Here is a 20,463-nt window from a genome sequence, read left to right on the forward strand (position 1 = left end):
GAGGCCTTCACAGGCGCAGGTCGCTGGCCTCGCGCGGGAACACCGATTTCACGTCGAACAGGACCGCTTGCGGGTGCGCGAGGGCGCGGATCGCCTCCACCCCCATGTCCAGGAACGCCTGGTGGGGTACCGCCACGATGATGGCGTCGAACGAATCCGCCTCGGGGCGCGCGGTGATCGGCGTAATCCCGTATTCGTGTTCGGCCTCTTCCGGGTCGACCCAGGGGTCAAACACCACGACCTCGGTGTTGTATCCGCGCAGCGTATGGTAGATGTCCATCACGCGCGTGTTGCGCAGGTCCGGGCAGTTCTCCTTGAAGGTCAGGCCCATCAGCAGGATGCGTGCTCCCACCGGATTGATCCCCTTGCGCACCAGTGCACGGATGGTCGCGTCCGCGATGTGGGCCCCCATCGCGTCATTCACGCGGCGCCCGGCCAGGATCATCTCCGGGTGGTGCCCGACGGCCTGGGCCTTGTGTGTCAGGTAGTACGGGTCCACCCCGATGCAGTGCCCGCCCACCAGCCCGGGCCGGAACGGCAGGAAGTTCCACTTGGTCCCGGCGGCCTGCAGGACCGCCTCGGTATCGAGTTCCAGGCGCTCGAACAGCAGCGCCAGCTCGTTGATCAGGGCGATGTTCACATCGCGCTGGGTGTTCTCGATCACCTTGGCGGCCTCGGCGACACGGATGCTCTCGGCCTTGTGCGTGCCGGCGGTGATGACGCGCGCATACAGGGCGTCGACGAAGTCCGCCACCTCCGGCAGCGAACCCGAGGTGACCTTCTTGATGGAGGTGACCCGGTGCGCCTTGTCCCCGGGATTGATCCGCTCGGGACTGTAGCCGGTGAAGAAATCCTCGTTGTGGGTCAGCCCGGACTCCCGTTCCAGGATCGGGACGCAGTCTTCTTCCGTCGCCCCCGGATAGACCGTCGACTCGTAGATCACCACGTCGCCCCGCTTGAGCACCTGCCCCACGGTATGGGTAGCCCCGAGCAGGGGGCGCAGGTCCGGTCGGCGGTGGGCATCGATCGGTGTCGGCACGGTCACCACGAAGACATTGCACGGGCGCAGCGCCTCGAGCTCCGTGGTGTAGTCCAGGTGCGTCGCGGCAGCGAGATCTTCCGGCTCGACCTCGCGGGTGCGGTCGACGCCGTTCTTCAGGTCCTGGATGCGGCCGGGCTGGATGTCGAATCCCAGGGTCGGCCATACCCGGCCGAACTCGATCGCCAGCGGCAGGCCGACATAACCCAGTCCGACAACCCCGAGGCGAATCTCTTCCGATGAGGGGAGTGCATGCATGAGTGAGGGCTCTTCCGTGCAGCGGTTTGAGTGGCAGGGCGTCTCACCAGGTCAGTACCTTTTGCGCCTGGGCAGCCACGGTATTGCGAGCTTAGGCACAACCTGGATGGCGGGACAATGATGAAAAATCTGCACAAATTTCGTCCTTTCGTCCTATGCCCATTTCCCCCAATTCGAACTACATTGAGCGCTAATGCCCTGACCGAACCGGTGTGTCGGGCCTTTAAGGAAACACTAATCCATGTACACACTCGCGTTGGCACCCCAGGTTTTCCGAGACAAGGCGCGTCGTGCAGCGGGTAGTGGTTCTACCCGCAAGCGGCGCAACGCAGGATCGGGGAACCTGGGGTGCCAACCCCACAACTTAATGAACGAAGGGGCTCGGCCGCCAGTTGTTACAGAGAACGGGCGTGCGCACTGCGTTGCGGCTCCCTTGTGCAGAATGACTGCACGGCGGTCACCGCGCCTTGTTCGCACGCAAAAGCGACTCGAGCGCGAGCGTGTACATGGATTAGTGTTTCCTTAACGGGATCTCTTATGCCTACAGATTCGCAATGCGACATCCTGTGCGTGGTGGGCGCGCGCCCCAACTTCATGAAGATCGGCCCGGTGATGCGGTCCCTGCAGCGAGCCGATATACCGGCGCAGCTCGTGCATACGGGGCAGCATTACGACCCGGCGATGAACGAGCGCTTCTTTACCGATCTGCAAATCCCGTATCCCGATATCAACCTCGAGGTCGGTTCCTGCTCGCATGCCGTGCAAACGGCCGAGGTGATGATGCGCTTCGAGGGCGTGCTGGACCGCGTGCAGCCCCGGGCCATCCTCGTGGTGGGCGATGTGAACTCCACGATCGCCTGTGCCCTGGTGGCGGCCAAGAAAGGGGTCGGGGTCATCCATGTGGAGGCGGGGTTGCGCAGCTTTGATCGCAGCATGCCGGAGGAGGTGAACCGGGTACTCACCGACCAGATCTCGGATCTGCTGTTCATCACCGAACGCCACGCCCGGGACAACCTGGTGCGCGAGGGTATTGACCCCGACCGGGTCCACTTTGTCGGCAATGTGATGATCGACACGCAGCTCTACAACCTGGGGCGCGCGGTGCCATGGGAGGAGACGCTGCGGGCCGCCGAGGTCGAGACCGATGCATTCTCCGGGGGCGGTGCCTATGGAGTGTTGACCCTGCACCGCCCCTCCAATGTCGACCATGCGCCGGTGATGAAGCGCCTGGTCGACAGCCTGGTGGCCATCGCCCGGGAGCTTCCCCTGGTATTCCCTTTGCACCCCCGAACCCAGGCCCGTTTGCAGGGCTTCGGACTGGAGTCTGCCCTGCGCGAGGCGCCGATCGCCGTGCTGCCACCGGCCGGTTATCTGGAGATGCTGGGGCTGATGAAGGATGCCCGTGTCGTGCTCACCGATTCCGGGGGAATGCAGGAGGAGACCACCGCCCTCGGGGTGCCCTGCATCACCCTGCGCGAGAACACGGAACGGCCAATCACGATCGATGAAGGTACCAATATTTTAGTAGGCAATGACCCGCAACGACTGATGGAGTCTTTCCGCGAGGTCATGGACCATGGGGGCAAACAGGGGCGCATCCCGGAGTACTGGGACGGCAACGCGGCAGAACGCATCGTGGCCGTGGTGGCGGACTGGCTGAAGCACGCAAGAAAATCCTGACCGGTACGTTCGCGCCCCCCGACCGACGCCCCGAGCGGGTTCAGGAGATCGTGCGCATGCTGCGAGTACCGCTGTCCATGCTGTCGCCGCAAGGCCGGCGCGCACGCCTGACGATCCTCGCCTATCACCGCGTGCTGGCGGACCCCGACCCCCTGCGGCCCGAAGACCCGGTGGCGGAGACCTTTCGCTGGCAGATGCGCCTGCTGGCGAGGGAGATGAACCCGCTGCCGCTGGACGAGGCCATCGAGCGCCTGCAGCAAGGCCGGCTCCCCGCCCGGGCCGTTGCGGTCACCTTTGACGACGGCTATGCCGACAATGCGGAGATCGCGTTGCCGATCCTGCGCGAGGAGGGGGTGCCGGCAACGTTCTTCATCGCCACCGGCTATCTGAATGGCGGCTGCATGTTTAACGACATGCTGATCGAAACGGTCCGCCAGATTCCCTCCATGGCAGTGGACCTGACCCCGGAGGGCCTGGGCACGCGTTCGCTGGATTCCGTGGCGCAGCGCCGCGCCACGATCCACGCCCTGATCGGGGCCCTCAAGTACCGGCCGCTGGCCGAGCGCAGTCGGTGCGCCGAGGCGCTGGGCGCACGGTTCGGTATTGCGCCTCCCGGCGATCTGATGATGACCGATGCCCAGGTTCGCGAGCTGGCCGATGCCGGCATGGGGATCGGCGGGCACACCGTCCTGCATCCGATCCTGGTCGAGACCGATGCCGCGACCGCACAGCAGGAGATCGCGGAGGGCAAGGCCGAACTCGAGGCCCTGGTGGGACGCCCCGTACGGCTGTTTGCCTACCCCAACGGTCGCCCCGGCAAGGACTATGCGCCGGAGCATGTCGAGATGGTGCGTGCCAATGGGTTCGACGCCGCCGTATCCACCATGGCCGGTGCCGCCGGCCGCGACACGGATCCGCTCCAACTTCCGCGCTTTACCCCCTGGGACCGAACGCCCCTGCGCTTTGGTCTGCGGCTGGCGCGCAATCTGGCCTCTGCCCACTGAAGGTGCGAACACAATGACGACCCGCGTCCATTTGACCGTTGATACCGAGTTCAGCATCGCGGGGGCCTTTCGCGAGCCGCAAACTCACCAACCGGTCGGGCCGCCGTCGGTCTACTGCCATCGCAACGGGCGCTCGGAGGGTCTTGGCTATCTGCTGGACACCCTCGACCGGTATGCGATTCGCGCCACCTTCTTTGTCGAGACGCTGAACACGATTTATTTCGGCGACGAGCCGATGGGCGAGATCGCCCACGAGATCGCCGGCCGCGCGCACGATATCCAGCTCCATCTGCACCCCTGCTGGACGTACTTCGGGCACCCGGACTGGGTTCAGCGGCTGCAGAGTGACCCGCCGAACGACAATGTCACCCGGCGCAGCGTCGAGGAACTGACCGACCTGATCGAACAGGGAAGGGCGACGTTCCGCCGTTGGGGGCTGGATGCCCCCAGTGTGCTGCGTACCGGCGGGCTCAAGGTCGACCTGAAGGTCTACGCCGCCATGCGCCAGGCCGGGCTCCCCCGGGCCTCCAATATCGGGCTCGCGATCTATCCGCCGGCCGAGCCGGAGCTGCAGTTGCGGGGTGGCTGCCATGTGATCGACGGGGTCCTCGAGTTCCCGGTGACCACCTACACCGATTTCCGGTGGGGGCCGCGGGCCCATCTGAAGTCACTCACCATTACCGGTACCTCCTGGCCGGAGATGCGCAGGCTGCTGTTCCAGGCCCGGCGCCAGGGGCTTAGCGACGTGGTCGTGCTGACGCACCCGTTCGAGTTCGTGCGCTATCGGGACGATCAGTCGACCCCCGGCATCAATCCGCTGACCCGCCGCCGCCTGGAGCGACTGTGCCGGTTCCTGCGGTCGGAACCGGGATTCACCCCGGCCTGTATGGCCGACGTGCTGGCCACGCCCGCGCCTCGGGAGGCGACGCCCACGCTGACCGTCCCCGCCGCCCAGGCGGCCCTGCGTGCCCTGGAGAACTGGACCAGTCAGCGGGTGTTCTGGGGATGAAAGCCGACCACCCAATGGCCGGACATTCGGTGGCCCGCTATCCGGTCGAGCGGGTCCGTCTCGCCCTGCGCATCGGCGAGATCACACTGGGCGACATCTCGCTGCGAATGTCGGTCGACAGCCGCCATTTCCTGCAGCGCCCGGCGGTCCAGGCCCCATACGCCGGGGATGCGATCGCCGATGGCCACCTGGCCCGCTCGCAGCCGGTCGAGGGACCCTTGCCGCGGCTGTCGTGGGTGGCGGGCTATCTGCGCTACGTCCCCAGCCAGTACATGCGCCACTACATCGATCTCGACATGGGCTGGGAGGGTTATCAGGCGAAGTTCTCCTCCAAGTCTCGCCAGACGATGCGGCGCAAGGTGCGCAAGTTCGCCGATGCCTCCGGGGGCACGATCGACTGGCGCACCTATCGCACGCCGGAGGAGATCGAGACCTTTCGCAGCCTGGCGCGCGAGGTCTCGCGGCTGACCTACCAGGAGCGCCTGCTGAACGCCGGCCTCCCGGACGATGACGCGTTCGCCGAGCGTGCCGCGCGGCTGGCCGCTGCCGACCAGGTGCGGGCCTACCTCCTGTTCCTGGACGGCGAGCCGGTGGCCTATCTCTATTGCCCGGCCCGGGACTCGGCCCTGCTCTATGCCTACCTGGGCTACCACCCGAAGGTGGCCGCCCTGTCGCCGGGCACGGTACTGCAATGGCTGGTGCTGGAATCCCTGTTCCAGGAGGGCCGGTTTCGCTTTTTCGATTTCGCTCCGGGTGACAGTCCGCACAAGGCCCTGTTTGGTTCGGACCACCAGCTCTGTTCGGATATCTATTACCTGCGGCGCCGCCCGCGCCCGCTCTCCCTGGGTCTTTCCCATGCCGCCGCCACGCTGGGTTCGGACGCCGTCTCCGCGGCTCTGACCCGGCTCGGACTCAAGCAATCGCTGAAGCGTTTCCTGCGCCGCGGCGGTTCCGGCCGGCCCATGGAACGCAATCGGGAGGTGATCAAGAAATGATCTTGAAACGTCATTTCCGCAGGGCCTACACCTGCGCCCGGGGTTACTACCTGGCCGTGTCGCAGCCGAACCCGGATGCCCCGCGCGTCACGACCCGGCTGCATGGGGTACTCAAGGCCCGGTTCCGGTATCGCATCGGGCCGCGTTATTACTCGCTCTACCGCCTGGCCTCGGTCGAGCCTTCGCGCTGGAACGACTACGTGATCGACAACAAGGCCTACGGAGATAACTTCCGGTCGATCAGCGAGGAACGGTTCCGAAGCATCATCAATCGCAAGAGCCTGTTCTTTGCGCACTGCGTGCACCACAGCCTGCCTACGCCGCCAGTGCGGGCGATCATACCCCCCAGCAATGGAGCCCACACCGGAGGTGACGGCTTCGACATAACCGGGCCGGTAGCCACGAACGCCCGGGATTGGCTCGGGTTGGTACAGACCGGCGAAGGGGATTTGTTTATCAAGTCCGATGATGGCGCCTATGGGGATGGGGCCTTCTCCGCCATACGGCAGAGTGATCGCTGGCACTACTGCGGTCGGGCCAGTTCTCTGAGCGATCTGTTTTATTACGTCCGCGAACGCGCCAACCGGAGCCAGACGTGCTTCATCGCCCAGTCGCGCATTCATGCCCATGACGAGCTCAGGAGTTTGATGTCACCCACGGCCGTGGGCTGTGTGCGCATCGTGACCTACATGCGCGAGGGGGAGGCCCACCTATTCTGTGCGGAAATCAAGTTGACCGCAGGGAACGGGGAAACCGACAATTTCGGATTGGCAGCCAATGGAAACATGGTCGCTGCCGTCGATATGGATAGTGGCCGCCTGGCGGTGGGTTATGCTTCGCGTAGCCTGGCGTGGCCGGTCATTCAGCCGATCGCCGAGCACCCGGATACGGGCAAACGGATTGAGGGTACCCGGTTGCCGTTGTGGGAGGAGGTCAAGTCACTCGCGCTGCAGGCCCAGCGCAGCCTGCCCGAGGTCAAGACGATTGGCTGGGATATCGCGATTACCCCCGAGGGCCCGCTGATCCTCGAGGGCAATACGACCTATGGACTGGCCAGCCTGCAGATCGCGCACCAGCGCGGGTTTAAGCGGGAGATGGAGCAGATCTTTCGCGGCTAGCGTCTATGGCTAGAGCAGAAAGGGCAGCGGATCGCGCATCGCCTGCCAGAGGCCGCGCAGGTTGTACGGGGCGATCCCGCGCCATTGACGGGGCTGCCAGAGCAGGTGTTTGAGCAGATGGCTGTGCAGATGGTAGGCGCCGGCCGCGGGGGAGGCGCGCACAAATGAGCCCCCCGCGGCGAGTGCAAAACCCGCCTCGACGAAATTGATCCCCGCCCACAGCGAGGCCTGCAGAGTGTACCAGAAGCGCGGGTTGCACTCGAGTACGCGAACGTCCCCTGTCGATTCGTCCACGCGCAGATCGATATTCGCTACGCCAGTATAGTGCGCCGCCCGGACGATCCGGCGACCGATCTCCAGCAGCCGCTCGTCGGCGAAGAATTCCAGTGAGCAGGGATTCCGGCGCGATTGCAGGAGATGGCAGACCACGTCCCCATCCCGGGCCAGCAGGCTAAGGTCCGCGTCGAATCCGGGCGCATATTCCTGCACCACCAGCGGGAAGCGGGCATGTCGGCCACCTCTCTCCAGGTGGGCCTCGATATCCTCGAGCCGCTTCGCCTGAATGATTCCATGACTGGACTCGCCGTACAGCGGTTTGGCCACGAGCGGGAATGTCATCCCGGCATCCTGCAGGCGCTCCAGGTCTCCGGGGCCTTCCAGGCGCAGCGCCTTTGGACACGGGATTCCGTGGGTCTCCATGAAACGCTGAAAGGCCCATTTGTCGTCCAGCATGCCCAGCACCTCCAGGCTGCTGGAGGGAAAGGCCGTCACGCCCGGCAGGCGCGGTGCGAGCGCGTGGACTACGCCGGCCCCCAGGATGTCGGCACCGACAATCCCGTCGATACGGTGTTGTGTGCAGTAGTTGCGCAGGCGGTCGCCAAAGACTTCCAGGGTTTCCGGCCGGGTATCCGTCAGGGGCATGCGCTGGTAGCGGTCGCGGTACCGGGAGTGACGGGCGGCCCCCGGGGACTTGAGCTCCAGCAGGTGGATCTCGGCGGCGAGGCGCTGCAGGCAGTACAGCACCTTCAGGGCGAGTGGCGAACCGTCGGAGAGCACCGCGACGCGCCGCGGCATGGTGGTCTCGGTCATACCGGCAGGCGAAGCTGAATGCGTCGGCGGAACGGGCAGATCTCGATATAGGAACCGGCGATCCGCCAGCCGGTTTTTTGGCTTACCCGGATCGAGCTCTTGTGGCTGTGCCAGATGCGGCTGTACAGGCGAGTGAAGCCCCGTTGCGACATCAGGTAGGCCGTCTGCCTTTTCAGCAGGGCCGCATATCCTTGCCCGCGATGCTGGGGCAGGGTGTAAAGCCCGGTGGATTTCGCGGCACTCTCGGGCAGCTTCCAGCTGCGTCCCTGGCGTTCGGCCTCGTAACGCGCGCCCCACCAGTACCATTGCACCGCCACGAGCTCATCGTCGCGAAAAAGGCCGAAGCCCTGGGCCCCTTCACCTCCGAACTCCCGGCGCTGAAGCATGCCTTCATCCACCACGCCGTCCAGGTCCTCGGGGGTGATCGGCTCGACCCGGATACCGGCGGGCATCTCGACCTCGGGCTGCGGGAGATCGATATAAAAGACCTTCCAGTACTGATAGTCGCCAAGCCCCAGATGCAGGGCCTCCTTTAAAAGGCTGCGCGGACTATAAACATTCACGGTGCCCACACGCGTCCCCCATTGCGAACTTTGCTGTCCAGGCAGGCGGCCGGATATAGCCGACCCTGGTTTTTCAATGCAAGCCATGCCGCGGGCGCGACTTTAAGATGTTTTCTTGATCAACCGCCCATGGAGGTTGGTTGTGGCTAAGCGTTCGTATGTCACCAAGGAACGATTATGAATCAGTGTCTCCCTAGCATATATCGCCAGGTTCCCACTGTCGGTACGGTTTTTTTGGTACGCGAAAGCCCTTTCGGTTCCGTTTCAAGCTGCTAGTCTGAAATGTCCGGCTCGGGTTTGTTCAGGGGCGATGGGGTTGCTCAGTCAGGCCCGCCACACAGGACGCTCTTGTAACAACGAGGCCAAGTGCGTTCGTGCGTTTATTTTCACTTGGGGAGGACATCGTGGGTAAAGTCTCGGGGTTGCTGGTGTCCGCGCTCTATCGTTCCAATCACATCGTGCGCCACTTTTGCCGTTCCGATGTGTGGGGCCAGTTTCAGGCGGCCGCCGACCACTATGGTTCGTCAGCACCGGCCATCGCCTGGAGGGCGCTGCGCCTGTATGGGGCCGGTCGGTTTCTGCCTGGCGAATCGTTGTGCCGGGGGCTGCTGGACCCGCGGCTGCCGGTGAACGAGCACCTGGCCCATGTCAGCGAAGAACGCCTGCACGGGCTCCAGCTTGCGGTGAACTCGCCGCATGCGGAAATGTGTCGCGACAAGCTCATGTTCCATGACTTCTGTCGCAGCCATGACCTCCCTGTGGCCGACCTGCTCGGGGTTGTGTCGCGCCATGGTTCGCGCGACGCCTGGGGCGAGCCGCTCTCCACGCCCGCGCAATGGGAAGATTTCGTGTGCCGTTTGCCCGCCTCGTTTCTGGCCAAGCCCCGGCACGGGCGCCAGGGGCGCGGTATTGCCGCACTGGGGCTGGATCCACGGGAGGACACCGCTCTGCCCGAGTTCGCGAAGGAGGTCGCCGGTCTGGCCGATGATGGCGAGGATCGCATTCTCGAGCAGCGCCTGCGAAGCCATGATCGTGTTGCCGAACTGACCGGGACCCGCTCCATATCGGCACTGAGGCTCTTTACTCGGGTCAGCCCGGAAGGGGAGCCGGAGGTATTGGACTGCCACTTCCGGCTGATCGTTGGCGACTCGGTCACCGACAACATCAGTGACCCGCACACGGGCCGTTTCACAGCCAACGTGGTGGCCCTGCCGCAACTTGAGGATGGAAAGCTGGGCAAGGCCTGGGCGTTCAACGCCAATGGGCTGGGCTATGACTGGGTCACCCACCACCCGAGCACGGGCGTTCTGATCGAAGGATTCGAGGTGCCGTTCTGGGCGGACACCCTGCAACTGGCCAAGACGGCCGCGCGGGACCTCCTGCCGATCCGGACGGCCGGCTGGGATGTCGCCCTGACCCCGAACGGCCCGGTCCTGATCGAGGTGAACGAGCGTTTCCAGCATGTCGGGTTTGGAGATGGCATTCAGCGTATCCGGCAGGCCCTGCTGGCGGACAAGCGCTACCTGGAAACGGCTGGCTTCTCGTGTTCCCCTTCGTCTTCGCAACTGCATTAGTCGCCATGCCCACGGTGTCAGGCCATACCGCGCATCGGTGGAGCCGCATCCTGGGATGCCGCAGGTCCTCGCGAGGGATGCGATGGCTTTCGTAGAGGTCATCGGTCGCCAGTGCCTGGGACAGGCGTCCCATCACCTGGACTTCGACTGGGTAGCCGGAGGCCCGACGCTCGTCGCGGGCTGGTCATTCGACGGGGCGAGTCTGTCCGTCTCAGCCGATCGGCTCGGGTTTATTCCGTTGTTCTATGCCCGTGAGGGCCGTCGCCTGATCGTGGCCGACTCCCTGCAGGAGGCCGCGGCGCGCTTGTCGGCCCCCGCCTTTGACGACGAAGCCATCGCGGTATTCATGGCACTGGGTTATCTCGTGGGCGACCAGACCCCGCTGGCGGGCGTAAAGGTCCTGATGCCGGGAGAGACCCTGCTGTGGCGAGAAGGCGTGCTCTCCGGCGAACGCCCCGCCATCCCCCTGACACCTCCATTTTCCGGCGACCCGCACGAGGCGCGGACACGATTCACGGAGCTTTTTGCGCGGGCGATCGAGCGGCGCGCCGCTGGCGGTGTGGGGCGCCTGCCACTGTCCGGCGGCCGCGACTCGCGCCATATCTGTCTGGAGCTGGCGCAACAGGACACCCCGCCACCCCGAACCCTGGTCCTGCGGGCGAAGAGGGGGGACGAGAGTGGTGTGGCGTGCACAGTGGCCCGGCACCTGGGCATCGAATGTCAGGTGATCGACAATCCCCAGGATCGTATCGCCGCGGAGCGACAGAAAAACCGCCTGAACCACTACTCCACCGACGAGAACAGCTGGTACCTCGCGCTGATGCCGCATCTGGAGGGCCCGGTATTCGATGGCCTGGCCGGCGATGTGTTGTGCAACGGTTCCTATTTCGACGCGCGTCTGGCCGAGTGCCTGGGTGCCGGTGACCTCGAAGGGGCGGCGAATCGTGTGCTGATGGCGGGCAGTTACACGTCGTTTCTGAAACGGACCTTCCAGGACCGCTGGCGCCTGCAGATCGCTCGTGATGCGATCATTCGGGAGCTGGGTGCACACGTTGGTACGCCCGACCCGGCCAAGTCGTTTGTTTTCTGGAATCGGATTCGCCGCGAGATCGCCCTGTTGCCGATCGCCATGGCCGGACAGCAGCAGGCCGTCTGTCTGCCCTATCAAGACCCGGACGTGCTGGAGTTCCTGCTGAGCCTGCCGTGGCAGTCGTTCGCGACGCGCGCGTTCCACGACGAGGTGATCCGGAGCTGTTATCCCCACGCCGCGCATATCCCGTACAGCCAGAAGGCCACGGGGTCACCGCCAAGGGTCGAGTGGGCGAGCCTCGGTCGCAGGGTGTCGCATCTGGCGCGGCCGTTGTTCAACGCCTTTACGCGCCCGGAGCGTGTCGTCGGGTATGCCCTCGAGGCCCTGCGCACGGGCCATATCCGCCCGCTCACGCCGACCTTCGTCAAGGTGATGCCGCTCCTCCAGGCGGTTCAGGAGCTGGGGGTCGACCCTCACCGCCACCAGGCGGCTGCTTACCCAGCCGGAAAGGCTGCCTGATGCGCCGGCTCGCGCGTCGAAGCATCGTCTGGTTGCTGGCCATCTTCGCGCCGGCGCTCGCGACCAGCCAGGCCGCGGCCAGTGACAGCTCCTTGGGGCGGATGGCGGCGGGCCTGCAGCCCGGAGAGCTGGCCCCCCTCGATGCCGGCTTTCCCGAGGGGTTCCAGCGCTACTACGATTTCCTGCGCGCCAGATCGAACGATCCGGATACCTGGAATGACAGCGCGCACTGGGATGCCAACCGGCGCCAGGTCTTCATGTATGGCGACCGCGGATCGAGACCGGTATTCATTACCTACCGCGAAGACCAGCATGCATGGCAGCACCTGTCCGCCGAGGGCCCGCCCCCCTTCGCGCATGTCTATGGCGGTGTGGCGCTCGACCCCGAGAGGGGGCACTACTACAAGATCAGTGCCGGCCGCTCGCAGCGCACCCTGTATCGCTATTCCATTGCGGATGATCACTGGGAACTCGCGACGCGCAGTTTGCCCGGGCCCGGCGGGGGGTGGGAACACACCGACCCGATCGAGTGGCACGACGCGCTGGACCAGCTGATCTACCTCCGCGAGAACCAGGTTTACGGCCTTCGCGATGGTCGCTGGGTCGAACACGGCAAGGCCGCGGTCGATGGCTATCACTCCTCGGCCCAGTACAACCGCGTGCGCGACGAGATGCTGTTCATCGGCGGCAACAAGTCGCGCAACAAGGTCTCCCTGCTGGATGCGAATGGCACAGTGCGTGATCTCGGCGATGCGCCGTTCGTGTTCGGGATCATGAACGAGAGCCTGACCTACGACCCGAAAACGGGGAACTACCTCGTGCTGAGGGCAGGCCGTGTACGCGAGTTGTGGGAGCTCGATCCGGACAAGGACGAATGGCGCAAGGCTGCGGACTGGAGCGGACAGCGCTGGCCATTCGACCGCTATGGCGGGATCGTGCCGGTGCCGATTGACGACCACGGGGTGGTCCTCTGGCTCAACCAGGCCGGCCCTCTGCTGCACCGGCACCAGTCTGCGTTCAGCCAGGAACGTTCGGAGGCCGAAACTCTGCCCCCGGCCGAGCCCCGTGCGGCGTTCCTGAAGGTTTCGGCCAGTGCGCCAGCGCCCGCGTCGGAGGGGCGCTCAAAGCTTTACGACATTGCCGAGACGCTGGAGCCTGGCGAGTTCCGCCGTGTCGAAACCCGGCTGCCGGAAGGTGTGCCGGACATGGCGCGAATGAACAACACCCAGTGGCACGACCCGGACAAGCGCGGCACGTTCGGGGTGGGATGGACAGACCGCCATATCTTCGATCCGGAGACCGGGCGCCTGTTCAATGTCCTGATGCGGGACAATTCCGTCCGCTCGGTGACCTGGCTGGAGCCGGACCTGTCCTGGTCCGGCGTTGTGGCCCCGCCGGGCCTCGACTATGACGGGGGCGAACGGCGTCCGTACAACCGCCTGATGGATGGCGGTGATGGCTACATGTACTTTTCGCCGAGCGAACCTCGCCGATCCGACATTGGACGTCTGGTGCGCGCTCCGTACACCGATCCGACCGCCTGGGAAGAAGTTGGTCGAGGCGCGGGCCAGGGCAACGCCCATGCAGTGGGCGACCACTCCACCGTGTGGCACCCCGATATCGAGAAATTCGTCCTCTACACGCTGGGGTCCGCCAGCTATGACCACCTGCCGGGAGACGGCATCGAGGCCCACACGATGGGGCAGGTCCGTGTCTGGGGGCATGGCGACCGGGCGTGGACCCATCCCCGGAATCACCCGGACTACCGGGGCCCCGAGGGCCGCACCCAGTCCTCCGGATATGGCGGGACCATGCTCTACAACCCGGTCCACCGCGAGGTACTGATCTACGGCGGGATGACCCAGTACGGTGGCAACCACCGACGCGGGGCCGAGGCCACGGCCACCATCGATCGCGAGGGCCGATTCCAGCGGCATGGGGCCTCTGGACAGGCCTATGTTGCCGGCGGCAGCCGGCTGACCTATCACCCGGAGACCGGGGACTACATCCTGCTGCAAAACAATGCCCGGCAGATGTACATCGGCGATCCGCCGCGCGGGAAGCCCTGGCGGCTCCTGTACAACTGGCAGGATGTGGACTTTGCCGATCGCCCGTTTGACCGCTACGAGAACTGGCATCGCGTCACCCCGCTGCCGGGAACGGACGTGCTGATCTGGTCCGACCTGCGCCGCGGGATCATCCTGCAGCGCCTGCCCGAGAGTGATTAGGGAGATGGATTCAATCCGCGTCTCCCTAACGTTCCGGGTTACGTAATCAGTCGCCCCAGCCGAGCGTCAGTCGATGGGCATAGGGGCCCGGGTGCAAGGGCTTCGGCGGCAATGCGCAGCCCACTCCCGGGATGGTCGAGGGCAGGGGGACACTAACGATCGAGGGTCCGGAGGCAGGAAACAGAACCTCGGTCCACTGGCCCGTCAGGGGGTCTTGCTGCTGAAAGCGCCGCACGGGGGGAGGTTGATCGGCGACCAGTGCATGGCCACCCGGATTCAGGTAATGGACCGGATCTTCACCCCGACACTCGAGCCGGACCTCCTGTCGCAGTGCAGGCCCCGCGGGGTCCAGCCACAGCGTAATGGCCCCGAACAGGGCGGACGAACGCGGGCGTCGCAAGGCCGCGCCGCGTCCCAGGGCCCCGTCGAACCAGCGCCAGTCCAGCGCCGCAAGGCCGCGCCTCCAGAGGGCGCGGGCCGCTGCACGCACAACAGGCACCGCCCGGCCCCCGTCCAGCTGTATTCGCACGGCAGTCGACGCTGCGTCCACCGTGACCGCGCGAAAATCCGCCAGGGCCCAGAGCTGGTCGTCGATCTGAAACAGCGGTAGCCACCCGGCCAGGGCCGGGCTGCGCGCCAATGATTCGGCGCTGACCCTCACGGCTGGCGGACACAGGACCCGGTCGCGATAGCGGACATGAACGGGCTGTCCGCCTGCATAACGCAGCTCGGCGACCTCTCGACTGTAGGCCTGGGGCGCCTGCCCACGGGTACTGATCAGGGCGCACAAGTCGGGTCCCGCCTGGGCACGCAGCACACCCGCCTGAGCGTCCTGCTGGCAGACCTCTGTCCGCCCCCCTGCCCATTTGAGGTTGACGATCCGTCCGGGGGGGGCGTGGCGCCGCTGTGGGTCGCTGGCCCAGGCCAGGACTGCAGCCGCCCAGGCGTTGTAGACCGACAGATGCATGTAGTCGTCCCAACCTGCAGGCCGGGTTCCGGCTGCGAAGATGCGATCCGCGGGCGTCAGGTCCAGGAGCCCGTCGGCCCGGCGCTGCCGTTCCCATCGCCTCAGTACGCCACGCAGCATCTGCCCGGCCGGCGTATCCGCCTGCTCCGCGCCGGCCAGCCCGAGGAGCTGCAGACTGGCCACCAGACAGGCATCACCGAACAGGGAGTGTGTGCTGCGGCCGAGGCCACCCACGTACTCTCCACCGTCCCAGCTCAGCGCAACCCAGCCATAGAGTCGCTGGGTGATGGCTGCCAACGCAGGCGTGGCTGTATAGCAGAGGGCGATGGAAGCGATCAGCAGGGCCTTGTGGTGGTAGGCCATGGGGGTGGCTGCGCCGAGCGGGTCCGGTCGGGACGGATAATCAACAAAACCGCCGTGGGCGGTCGTCCAGCGCTCCAGCAAAGTCGCCAGCCGATCCGTTTCCCGCTCTCTTGGACGGCCGGGTGGCGACTCGATCAGGCGGCAAAGCTGGGCCAGCAGGGTCCAGTTGTTCGAGGGATAGCGCCGCTCCAGGCGACACCGCTGCAGCGCCTCGTCGAGGACCGCCTCGAGTGCCGGCGTAACGAGTTGCGCACCCACGATCACCCGTTCCCTCAGCAGCAGCAGCAACAGACGATTGAATGGGGCATGGCCGGCCCGGTTGCCACAGCGGTCCAGCCATGCCCGCAGGGGCCAGCCCCACTGTTCGATTTCCGGGCCACCCTGCAGGTACAACGCGAGGGCCGCGCTGGTCTGGCCGTAGTGATCGGCGGGAGTCGGACGCTGTTCGAGGACATCCCATAGTCCGATGTCCGGCCGAACATGGGCCGCGACTGCCTGCGTCAGGCGCTCGGCCCAGGGCTGGACCATGGAGACCCCCAATGTGACGGTCTTACCCATGAACGTGCGGCCACATTGATCAGCGTTTCCCTAGCGCAGGATGCCGGGTGCCCCGGTGGCGCTGTCATGCGCGGCGCCCGCCGGCAGGTTGGGCGCCTGTGCCGGCACGGGTGCGGGTGCCTCGGCTACTCGCGGCGCCTCTTCCAGTTCGCGGCGCATGATGATGGCCAGGGCGATGAAGGCGAACAGCAGGTTGAAGTAGATCACGTCGAGGAAGGCCCCGGCGGCCAGGTAGCCGATCAACCCCACCTGGATCGCCCAGGCGTATTCCGCCAGCCATATCTGCCCCGTCTCGAGCCGGGCTCGCTTGCGGACCCGGTTCAGGGAAAAGAACGTGAACCCGACCAGCAGCAGAAAGGTAGCGAGCCCGCCAAACCCATGTTCGCCGATCAGCCCGAAATAGACGCTGTGTGGCGAGAGTACATGGCGCCAGTCCCCCTCGAAGTTCGCATAGCGGATCCACCAGTCGTACCCGAGGTGATGGTTGCGAAAACCCATTCCGGTCAGGGGCCGCTCGGTCGCCATGTTCCAGTTCACGCCCCACGCCTGGATGCGCTGCATGGCGGAGCGGTCTTCCTCATAGGTCTCGATGGTCCCCCAGCGATCCAGCAGGCGATCCGGCGCGGTCACCCCGATCACCCCGAAGACCAGCACGCCGGCCATCACCATCGCCAGCTTGTGGCGCATGTGCCAGAACAGGAATGGCGCCACCACCAGGATCCCCAGCAGAGCACCGCGGGAATAGGTCGCGAGGATCGCGATCACGGTCAGCCAGAACACGCCGTAGATGGCCCAGCTGATCGGCCGGTAGAAGCGCTCCATGCCAGGGATCTCGAGGTCAACCCAGCGCTCGCGGAACAGCCTCGCGCTGATGAGGATCAGCGGCAGCACCATCACCATCGCCAGCCCGATGTAGGTGTTTCCAGACAGATACGAGCCGGGTGGCCCCAGCACCATGTATTGCCCCCCCGTGGACAGCGTGAACAGGCCGCCCTTGAATCCGAAAAAGGCGATCGAGAATGTAATAACTAATAACAACCATACGATGCGAAGCTGACCAAATATCAGCATGGGTGTGATAAATGTAATCAGCAGGATCTTAAAAACATGCTGCCAGAAGTCCCATGCACCGCTGGGATTTACCGCAAAATACGAAGTCATGGTGATGTAGCCGAAAAAGACCCATAGCATCACCATTTCGCGCGTCATCGGCATTGGCCGTCGATCCTTGGCCAGAAACAGCGCCACCAGCGTTGTGATGCCGATCACCGCTGCTACGGGGAAGGTGCGCATGAATGACCAGGTGAGGCCGTGCGGGGCCATCAGACCTACCCAGAACCAGGCGGGGATGCCAACCCAGGGCCTTGCCAGGATCACCGGGATCAACACCATGATGATAAAAAACAGCAGGTAGTCGCGCATTACAGAGAATTCCGCTATACAGCAATTACGGGTGTGTCGCGGTACGTCGCGAGCACGCGAAAGCGGCGATATGATTCAGCCCACTCGAAGAGTAGCCCATTTGCCGAAATAGTGGGCATTTTTGTAAAAGATTGGTAACACACTACGAGCTGTCTTTTTTGGTCCTTGCCTCAAGGAGAACCATCCTGATCATGCGCCTCCCGACTCTGCTGCACGACGGCGTCCTGCATAGCGCCGAACGAGCTCCCATGGCCCCGGCGATCACGCATCGGGGGATTTCGCAATCCTACGAGGCGGTCGCCAGCGACATCGAGAATGCGGCGTGGCGGTTGCTCGCCACCGGGCTCCAGCGACAGGACCGGGTTGCCGTGTACCTGGACAAATGCCCGGAGGCGGTCCACGCGATGTTCGGGGCCTCGCGGGCGGGTGCGGTACTGGTACCCATTAATCCGCTGCTGAAGGCCGCGCAAGTTGCGCACATCCTTCAGGACTGCGGGGTGCGGACCCTGGTTACGTCCGCGGCGCGCTATGCCGCGCTGCGCGATGTCCTGGCGCAATGTCCGGACCTGGACACCATCCTGTTCGTGGACACACCGCCCGACGGCGAAGAACCGGGCGGGCCGCGCCTGGAGGCCTGGCAATCCGCGGCGGATTTCGGGATCGGCAGGCCGGCACACCGGGTTATCGATACGGATATGGCGGCGATCCTCTATACCTCCGGCAGCACCGGTCGACCCAAGGGCGTGGTGCTGTCGCACCGCAATCTGGTGGCCGGCGCCCAAAGCGTCGCGCATTACCTGCAAAATCGGGCGGGGGACCGCATCCTCTGCGTGCTGCCGTTCAGCTTCGATTACGGCTTCAGTCAGTTGACGACCGCGTTCCTGACCGGGGCCCATGCCACCCTGCTCAATTACCTCCTGCCCCGTGATGTGCTCAAGGCGGTCGAGCAGGGCGGGATCACCGGGCTGGCGGCGGTGCCACCGCTGTGGATCCAGCTGGCCGAGATGGAGTGGCCGGAGGCCGCGCGGCGGTCCCTTCGCTACATCACGAACTCGGGCGGCGCGATGCCCTTGAAGACCCTGAAGCGCCTGCGGGCGCATCTGCCGCACACCCAGGTGTATCTGATGTACGGGCTCACGGAGGCCTTTCGCTCCACCTATCTGCCGCCCGAGGAGGTCGATCGTCGACCCGACTCCATGGGGCGGGCCATACCCAATGCCGAGGTCATGGTCGTGCGCGAGGATGGTAGCCGCTGCGCGCCCGGAGAACCCGGGGAGCTGGTCCATCGCGGGGCCCTGGTCGCGATGGGCTACTGGAACGATGCCGCGCGCACGGCCGAGCGCTTCCGCCCCGTGCCGGGGCAGCCGTCCGGCCTGCCAGGTCAGGAGATGGCGGTGTGGTCAGGCGATACGGTGCGGATGGACGAGGACGGCTATCTGTATTTCGTCGGCCGGCGCGACGAGATGATCAAGACCTCGGGCTACCGGGTAAGCCCGGTAGAGATCGAGGAGGCCGCCTATGCAACGGGGCTGGTGGCGGAAGGCGCCGCATTGGGCATTACGCATCCGCAACTGGGCCAGGCAGTGGTCCTGGTCGTATTGCCGCGCGACCCCGCGGTAACCCGGGAGCAGGTTCTGGCTCTTCTGCGCGAGCGCTTGCCCGCCTTCATGGTGCCGAGCCACCTGGAGCTGCGGGTCCAGTCCCTGCCCCGCAATGGCAACGGCAAGATCGACCGCAAGGCGGTGGCGGCCGAGTTCGAGGGCTTGTTCCAGGAGGTCGCCCTGTCATGAACCGGGAGGTATCCATAACGCCCGCCCCTCGACATGCGGCAATGGCGGCCTTCGAGGTGCGTGACCGCTCGCTGCTGATCGGCGGTATGCCCCTGCCCGAGATCGCCCGCCGCGCGGGCCGGACCCCGTTCTATGCCTATGACCGACAGGTCATGACGCGCCGCGTCCAGGCCCTGCGTCAGGCTCTGCCCCGGGACCTGTCGATCCACTACGCGGTCAAGGCGAACCCGATGTCGGCGGTGGTGGGCCATATGGCCTCGCTGGTCGATGGCCTGGATGTCGCATCCGGGCGCGAACTGCAGATTGCCCTGGACGCCGGGGTGTCCGCCGCCGATATCAGCTTCGCCGGGCCGGGCAAGTCCCCGGCGGAGCTGGAGATGGCGGTGGCCGCGGGGATCACGATCCACCTCGAATCCGATACCGAACTGACGCGGGTCGCGGCGATTGCGGAGCGCACCGGCAGGACGCCCTGCGTCGCGGTGCGCGTGAACCCCGACTTCGAGCTGAAGACCTCGGGCATGAAGATGAGTGGTGGGCCCAAGGTGTTCGGTGTGGATGCCGAGCGCGTGCCCGAGATGCTGGCGCGAATTGGCAAGATGGGGCTGCATTTCCGCGGCTTCCACATCTTTTCCGGCTCGCAGAACCTGCGCGCCGAGTCGCTGGTGGAGGCCCAGGGCCTGACCCTGGATCTGGCATTGCGGCTGGCCGAGCATGCCCCTGGACCGGTGGAGACACTGAACATCGGGGGCGGTTTTGGTATCCCCTATTTCCCGGGCGATCAGCCGTTGACCCTGGGCCCTATCGCCGAGCAGCTTGAGCAACGCCTGCCGCAGGTTCGCGCGCGCATGCCGCAGGCCGAGATCATCCTCGAGCTCGGCCGCTATCTGGTGGGGGAGGCGGGCGTATACGTCGCCGAAGTGCTGGACCGCAAGGTCTCGCGCGGCCGGGTGTTCCTCGTCACCAATGGAGGGCTCCATCACCACCTGGCAGCCTCGGGCAACTTTGGCCAGGTGATTCGCAAGAACTACCCGGTCGCCATCGGCAACCGCATGGGAGAGACCGACACGGAAGTCGTGGACGTCGTCGGGCCGCTGTGCACCCCGCTGGACGTCCTGGGCCAGCAGATGGAACTACCCCGCGCGGAGATCGGCGATCTGGTGGTGGTCTTCCAGTCCGGGGCCTACGGATATTCGGCCAGCCCCAGGGGCTTCCTCAGCCATCCGGAGCCCGCGGAAATCCTCGTCTGACACCAGAGTC

15 protein-coding genes are annotated in these 20,463 nt (G+C 65.3%); 10 read left to right on the plus strand and 5 right to left on the minus strand.

Annotation, left to right across the window (positions count from 1 at the left end):
- Positions 1–7: 7 nt before the first annotated feature.
- On the minus strand, positions 8–1,297 hold the full coding sequence (tviB, locus tag C995_RS0102190) for a Vi polysaccharide biosynthesis UDP-N-acetylglucosamine C-6 dehydrogenase TviB (protein WP_018863373.1): 1,290 nt from the start codon (positions 1,295–1,297) through the stop codon (positions 8–10).
- A gap of 537 nt (positions 1,298–1,834) precedes the next feature.
- Here tviB and wecB point away from each other — a divergent pair.
- Genes wecB through C995_RS0102215 form a run of 5 tightly spaced genes read left to right on the plus strand, consistent with a single transcriptional unit; the run spans position 1,835 to position 7,103 of the window.
- Positions 1,835–2,977, plus strand: coding sequence for a non-hydrolyzing UDP-N-acetylglucosamine 2-epimerase (gene wecB / locus C995_RS0102195; RefSeq protein WP_018863374.1), 1,143 nt, complete (start codon positions 1,835–1,837; stop codon positions 2,975–2,977).
- A 56-nt stretch (positions 2,978–3,033) separates the two neighbouring features.
- Entirely contained in the window at positions 3,034–3,981 is a 948-nt protein-coding gene (locus C995_RS0102200; RefSeq protein ID WP_018863375.1) for a polysaccharide deacetylase family protein, read from the plus strand.
- 13 nt (positions 3,982–3,994) lie between these two features.
- Entirely contained in the window at positions 3,995–4,990 is a 996-nt protein-coding gene (locus C995_RS0102205) for a polysaccharide deacetylase family protein (protein WP_018863376.1), read from the plus strand.
- Positions 4,987–5,985 (plus strand): GNAT family N-acetyltransferase, encoded by a 999-nt coding sequence (locus C995_RS0102210; protein ID WP_038080561.1) that lies wholly within the window; start codon positions 4,987–4,989, stop codon positions 5,983–5,985. The genes C995_RS0102205 and C995_RS0102210 overlap by 4 nt, the downstream gene beginning before the upstream one ends.
- Complete coding sequence (locus tag C995_RS0102215; protein WP_018863378.1) at positions 5,982–7,103, plus strand: sugar-transfer associated ATP-grasp domain-containing protein; 1,122 nt, start codon at positions 5,982–5,984, stop codon at positions 7,101–7,103. Before C995_RS0102210 ends, C995_RS0102215 begins: the two co-directional genes overlap by 4 nt.
- A gap of 9 nt (positions 7,104–7,112) precedes the next feature.
- On the opposite strand, the gene C995_RS0102220 is transcribed toward C995_RS0102215, so the two are convergent.
- Together C995_RS0102220 and C995_RS0102225 are read right to left on the minus strand one after the other, a co-directional pair.
- Positions 7,113–8,177, minus strand: coding sequence for an ATP-grasp domain-containing protein (locus tag C995_RS0102220; protein ID WP_026278889.1), 1,065 nt, complete (start codon positions 8,175–8,177; stop codon positions 7,113–7,115).
- Positions 8,178–8,188: 11 nt separating this feature from the next.
- Entirely contained in the window at positions 8,189–8,764 is a 576-nt protein-coding gene (locus C995_RS0102225) for a GNAT family N-acetyltransferase (RefSeq protein WP_018863380.1), read from the minus strand.
- A gap of 449 nt (positions 8,765–9,213) precedes the next feature.
- Between C995_RS0102225 and C995_RS0102230 the strand changes: the two genes are divergently transcribed.
- From C995_RS0102230 to C995_RS0102240, 3 genes are all read left to right on the plus strand, one after another.
- Positions 9,214–10,329: a sugar-transfer associated ATP-grasp domain-containing protein gene (locus C995_RS0102230; protein WP_026278890.1), complete on the plus strand. Its 1,116-nt coding sequence runs from the start codon at positions 9,214–9,216 to the stop codon at positions 10,327–10,329.
- Between the two features lie 82 nt (positions 10,330–10,411).
- Positions 10,412–11,878, plus strand: a complete 1,467-nt coding sequence (locus tag C995_RS0102235) for a hypothetical protein (RefSeq protein ID WP_018863382.1) — start codon at positions 10,412–10,414, stop codon at positions 11,876–11,878.
- On the plus strand, positions 11,878–14,106 hold the full coding sequence (locus tag C995_RS0102240; RefSeq protein WP_018863383.1) for a hypothetical protein: 2,229 nt from the start codon (positions 11,878–11,880) through the stop codon (positions 14,104–14,106). The genes C995_RS0102235 and C995_RS0102240 overlap by 1 nt, the downstream gene beginning before the upstream one ends.
- 46 nt (positions 14,107–14,152) lie before the next feature.
- On the opposite strand, the gene C995_RS0102245 is transcribed toward C995_RS0102240, so the two are convergent.
- On the minus strand, positions 14,153–15,994 hold the full coding sequence (locus tag C995_RS0102245; protein ID WP_026278891.1) for a hypothetical protein: 1,842 nt from the start codon (positions 15,992–15,994) through the stop codon (positions 14,153–14,155).
- Between the two features lie 30 nt (positions 15,995–16,024).
- Positions 16,025–17,416 carry a putative O-glycosylation ligase, exosortase A system-associated gene (locus C995_RS0102250; protein WP_018863385.1) on the minus strand — a complete coding sequence of 464 codons (1,392 nt, stop codon included), beginning with the start codon at positions 17,414–17,416 and terminating at the stop codon, positions 16,025–16,027.
- 191 nt (positions 17,417–17,607) lie between these two features.
- Here C995_RS0102250 and C995_RS0102255 point away from each other — a divergent pair, with 191 nt between their 5' ends.
- Together C995_RS0102255 and C995_RS0102260 are read left to right on the plus strand one after the other, a co-directional pair.
- Entirely contained in the window at positions 17,608–19,206 is a 1,599-nt protein-coding gene (locus tag C995_RS0102255; RefSeq protein ID WP_018863386.1) for an acyl-CoA ligase (AMP-forming), exosortase A system-associated, read from the plus strand.
- Positions 19,207–19,247: 41 nt separating this feature from the next.
- Positions 19,248–20,453: a pyridoxal-dependent decarboxylase, exosortase A system-associated gene (locus C995_RS0102260; protein ID WP_018863387.1), complete on the plus strand. Its 1,206-nt coding sequence runs from the start codon at positions 19,248–19,250 to the stop codon at positions 20,451–20,453.
- Positions 20,454–20,463 lie beyond the last annotated feature (10 nt).

The sequence above is a fragment of the Thioalkalivibrio sp. ARh3 genome (assembly GCF_000377265.1).
GTDB lineage: Bacteria > Pseudomonadota > Gammaproteobacteria > Ectothiorhodospirales > Ectothiorhodospiraceae > Thioalkalivibrio > Thioalkalivibrio thiocyanoxidans.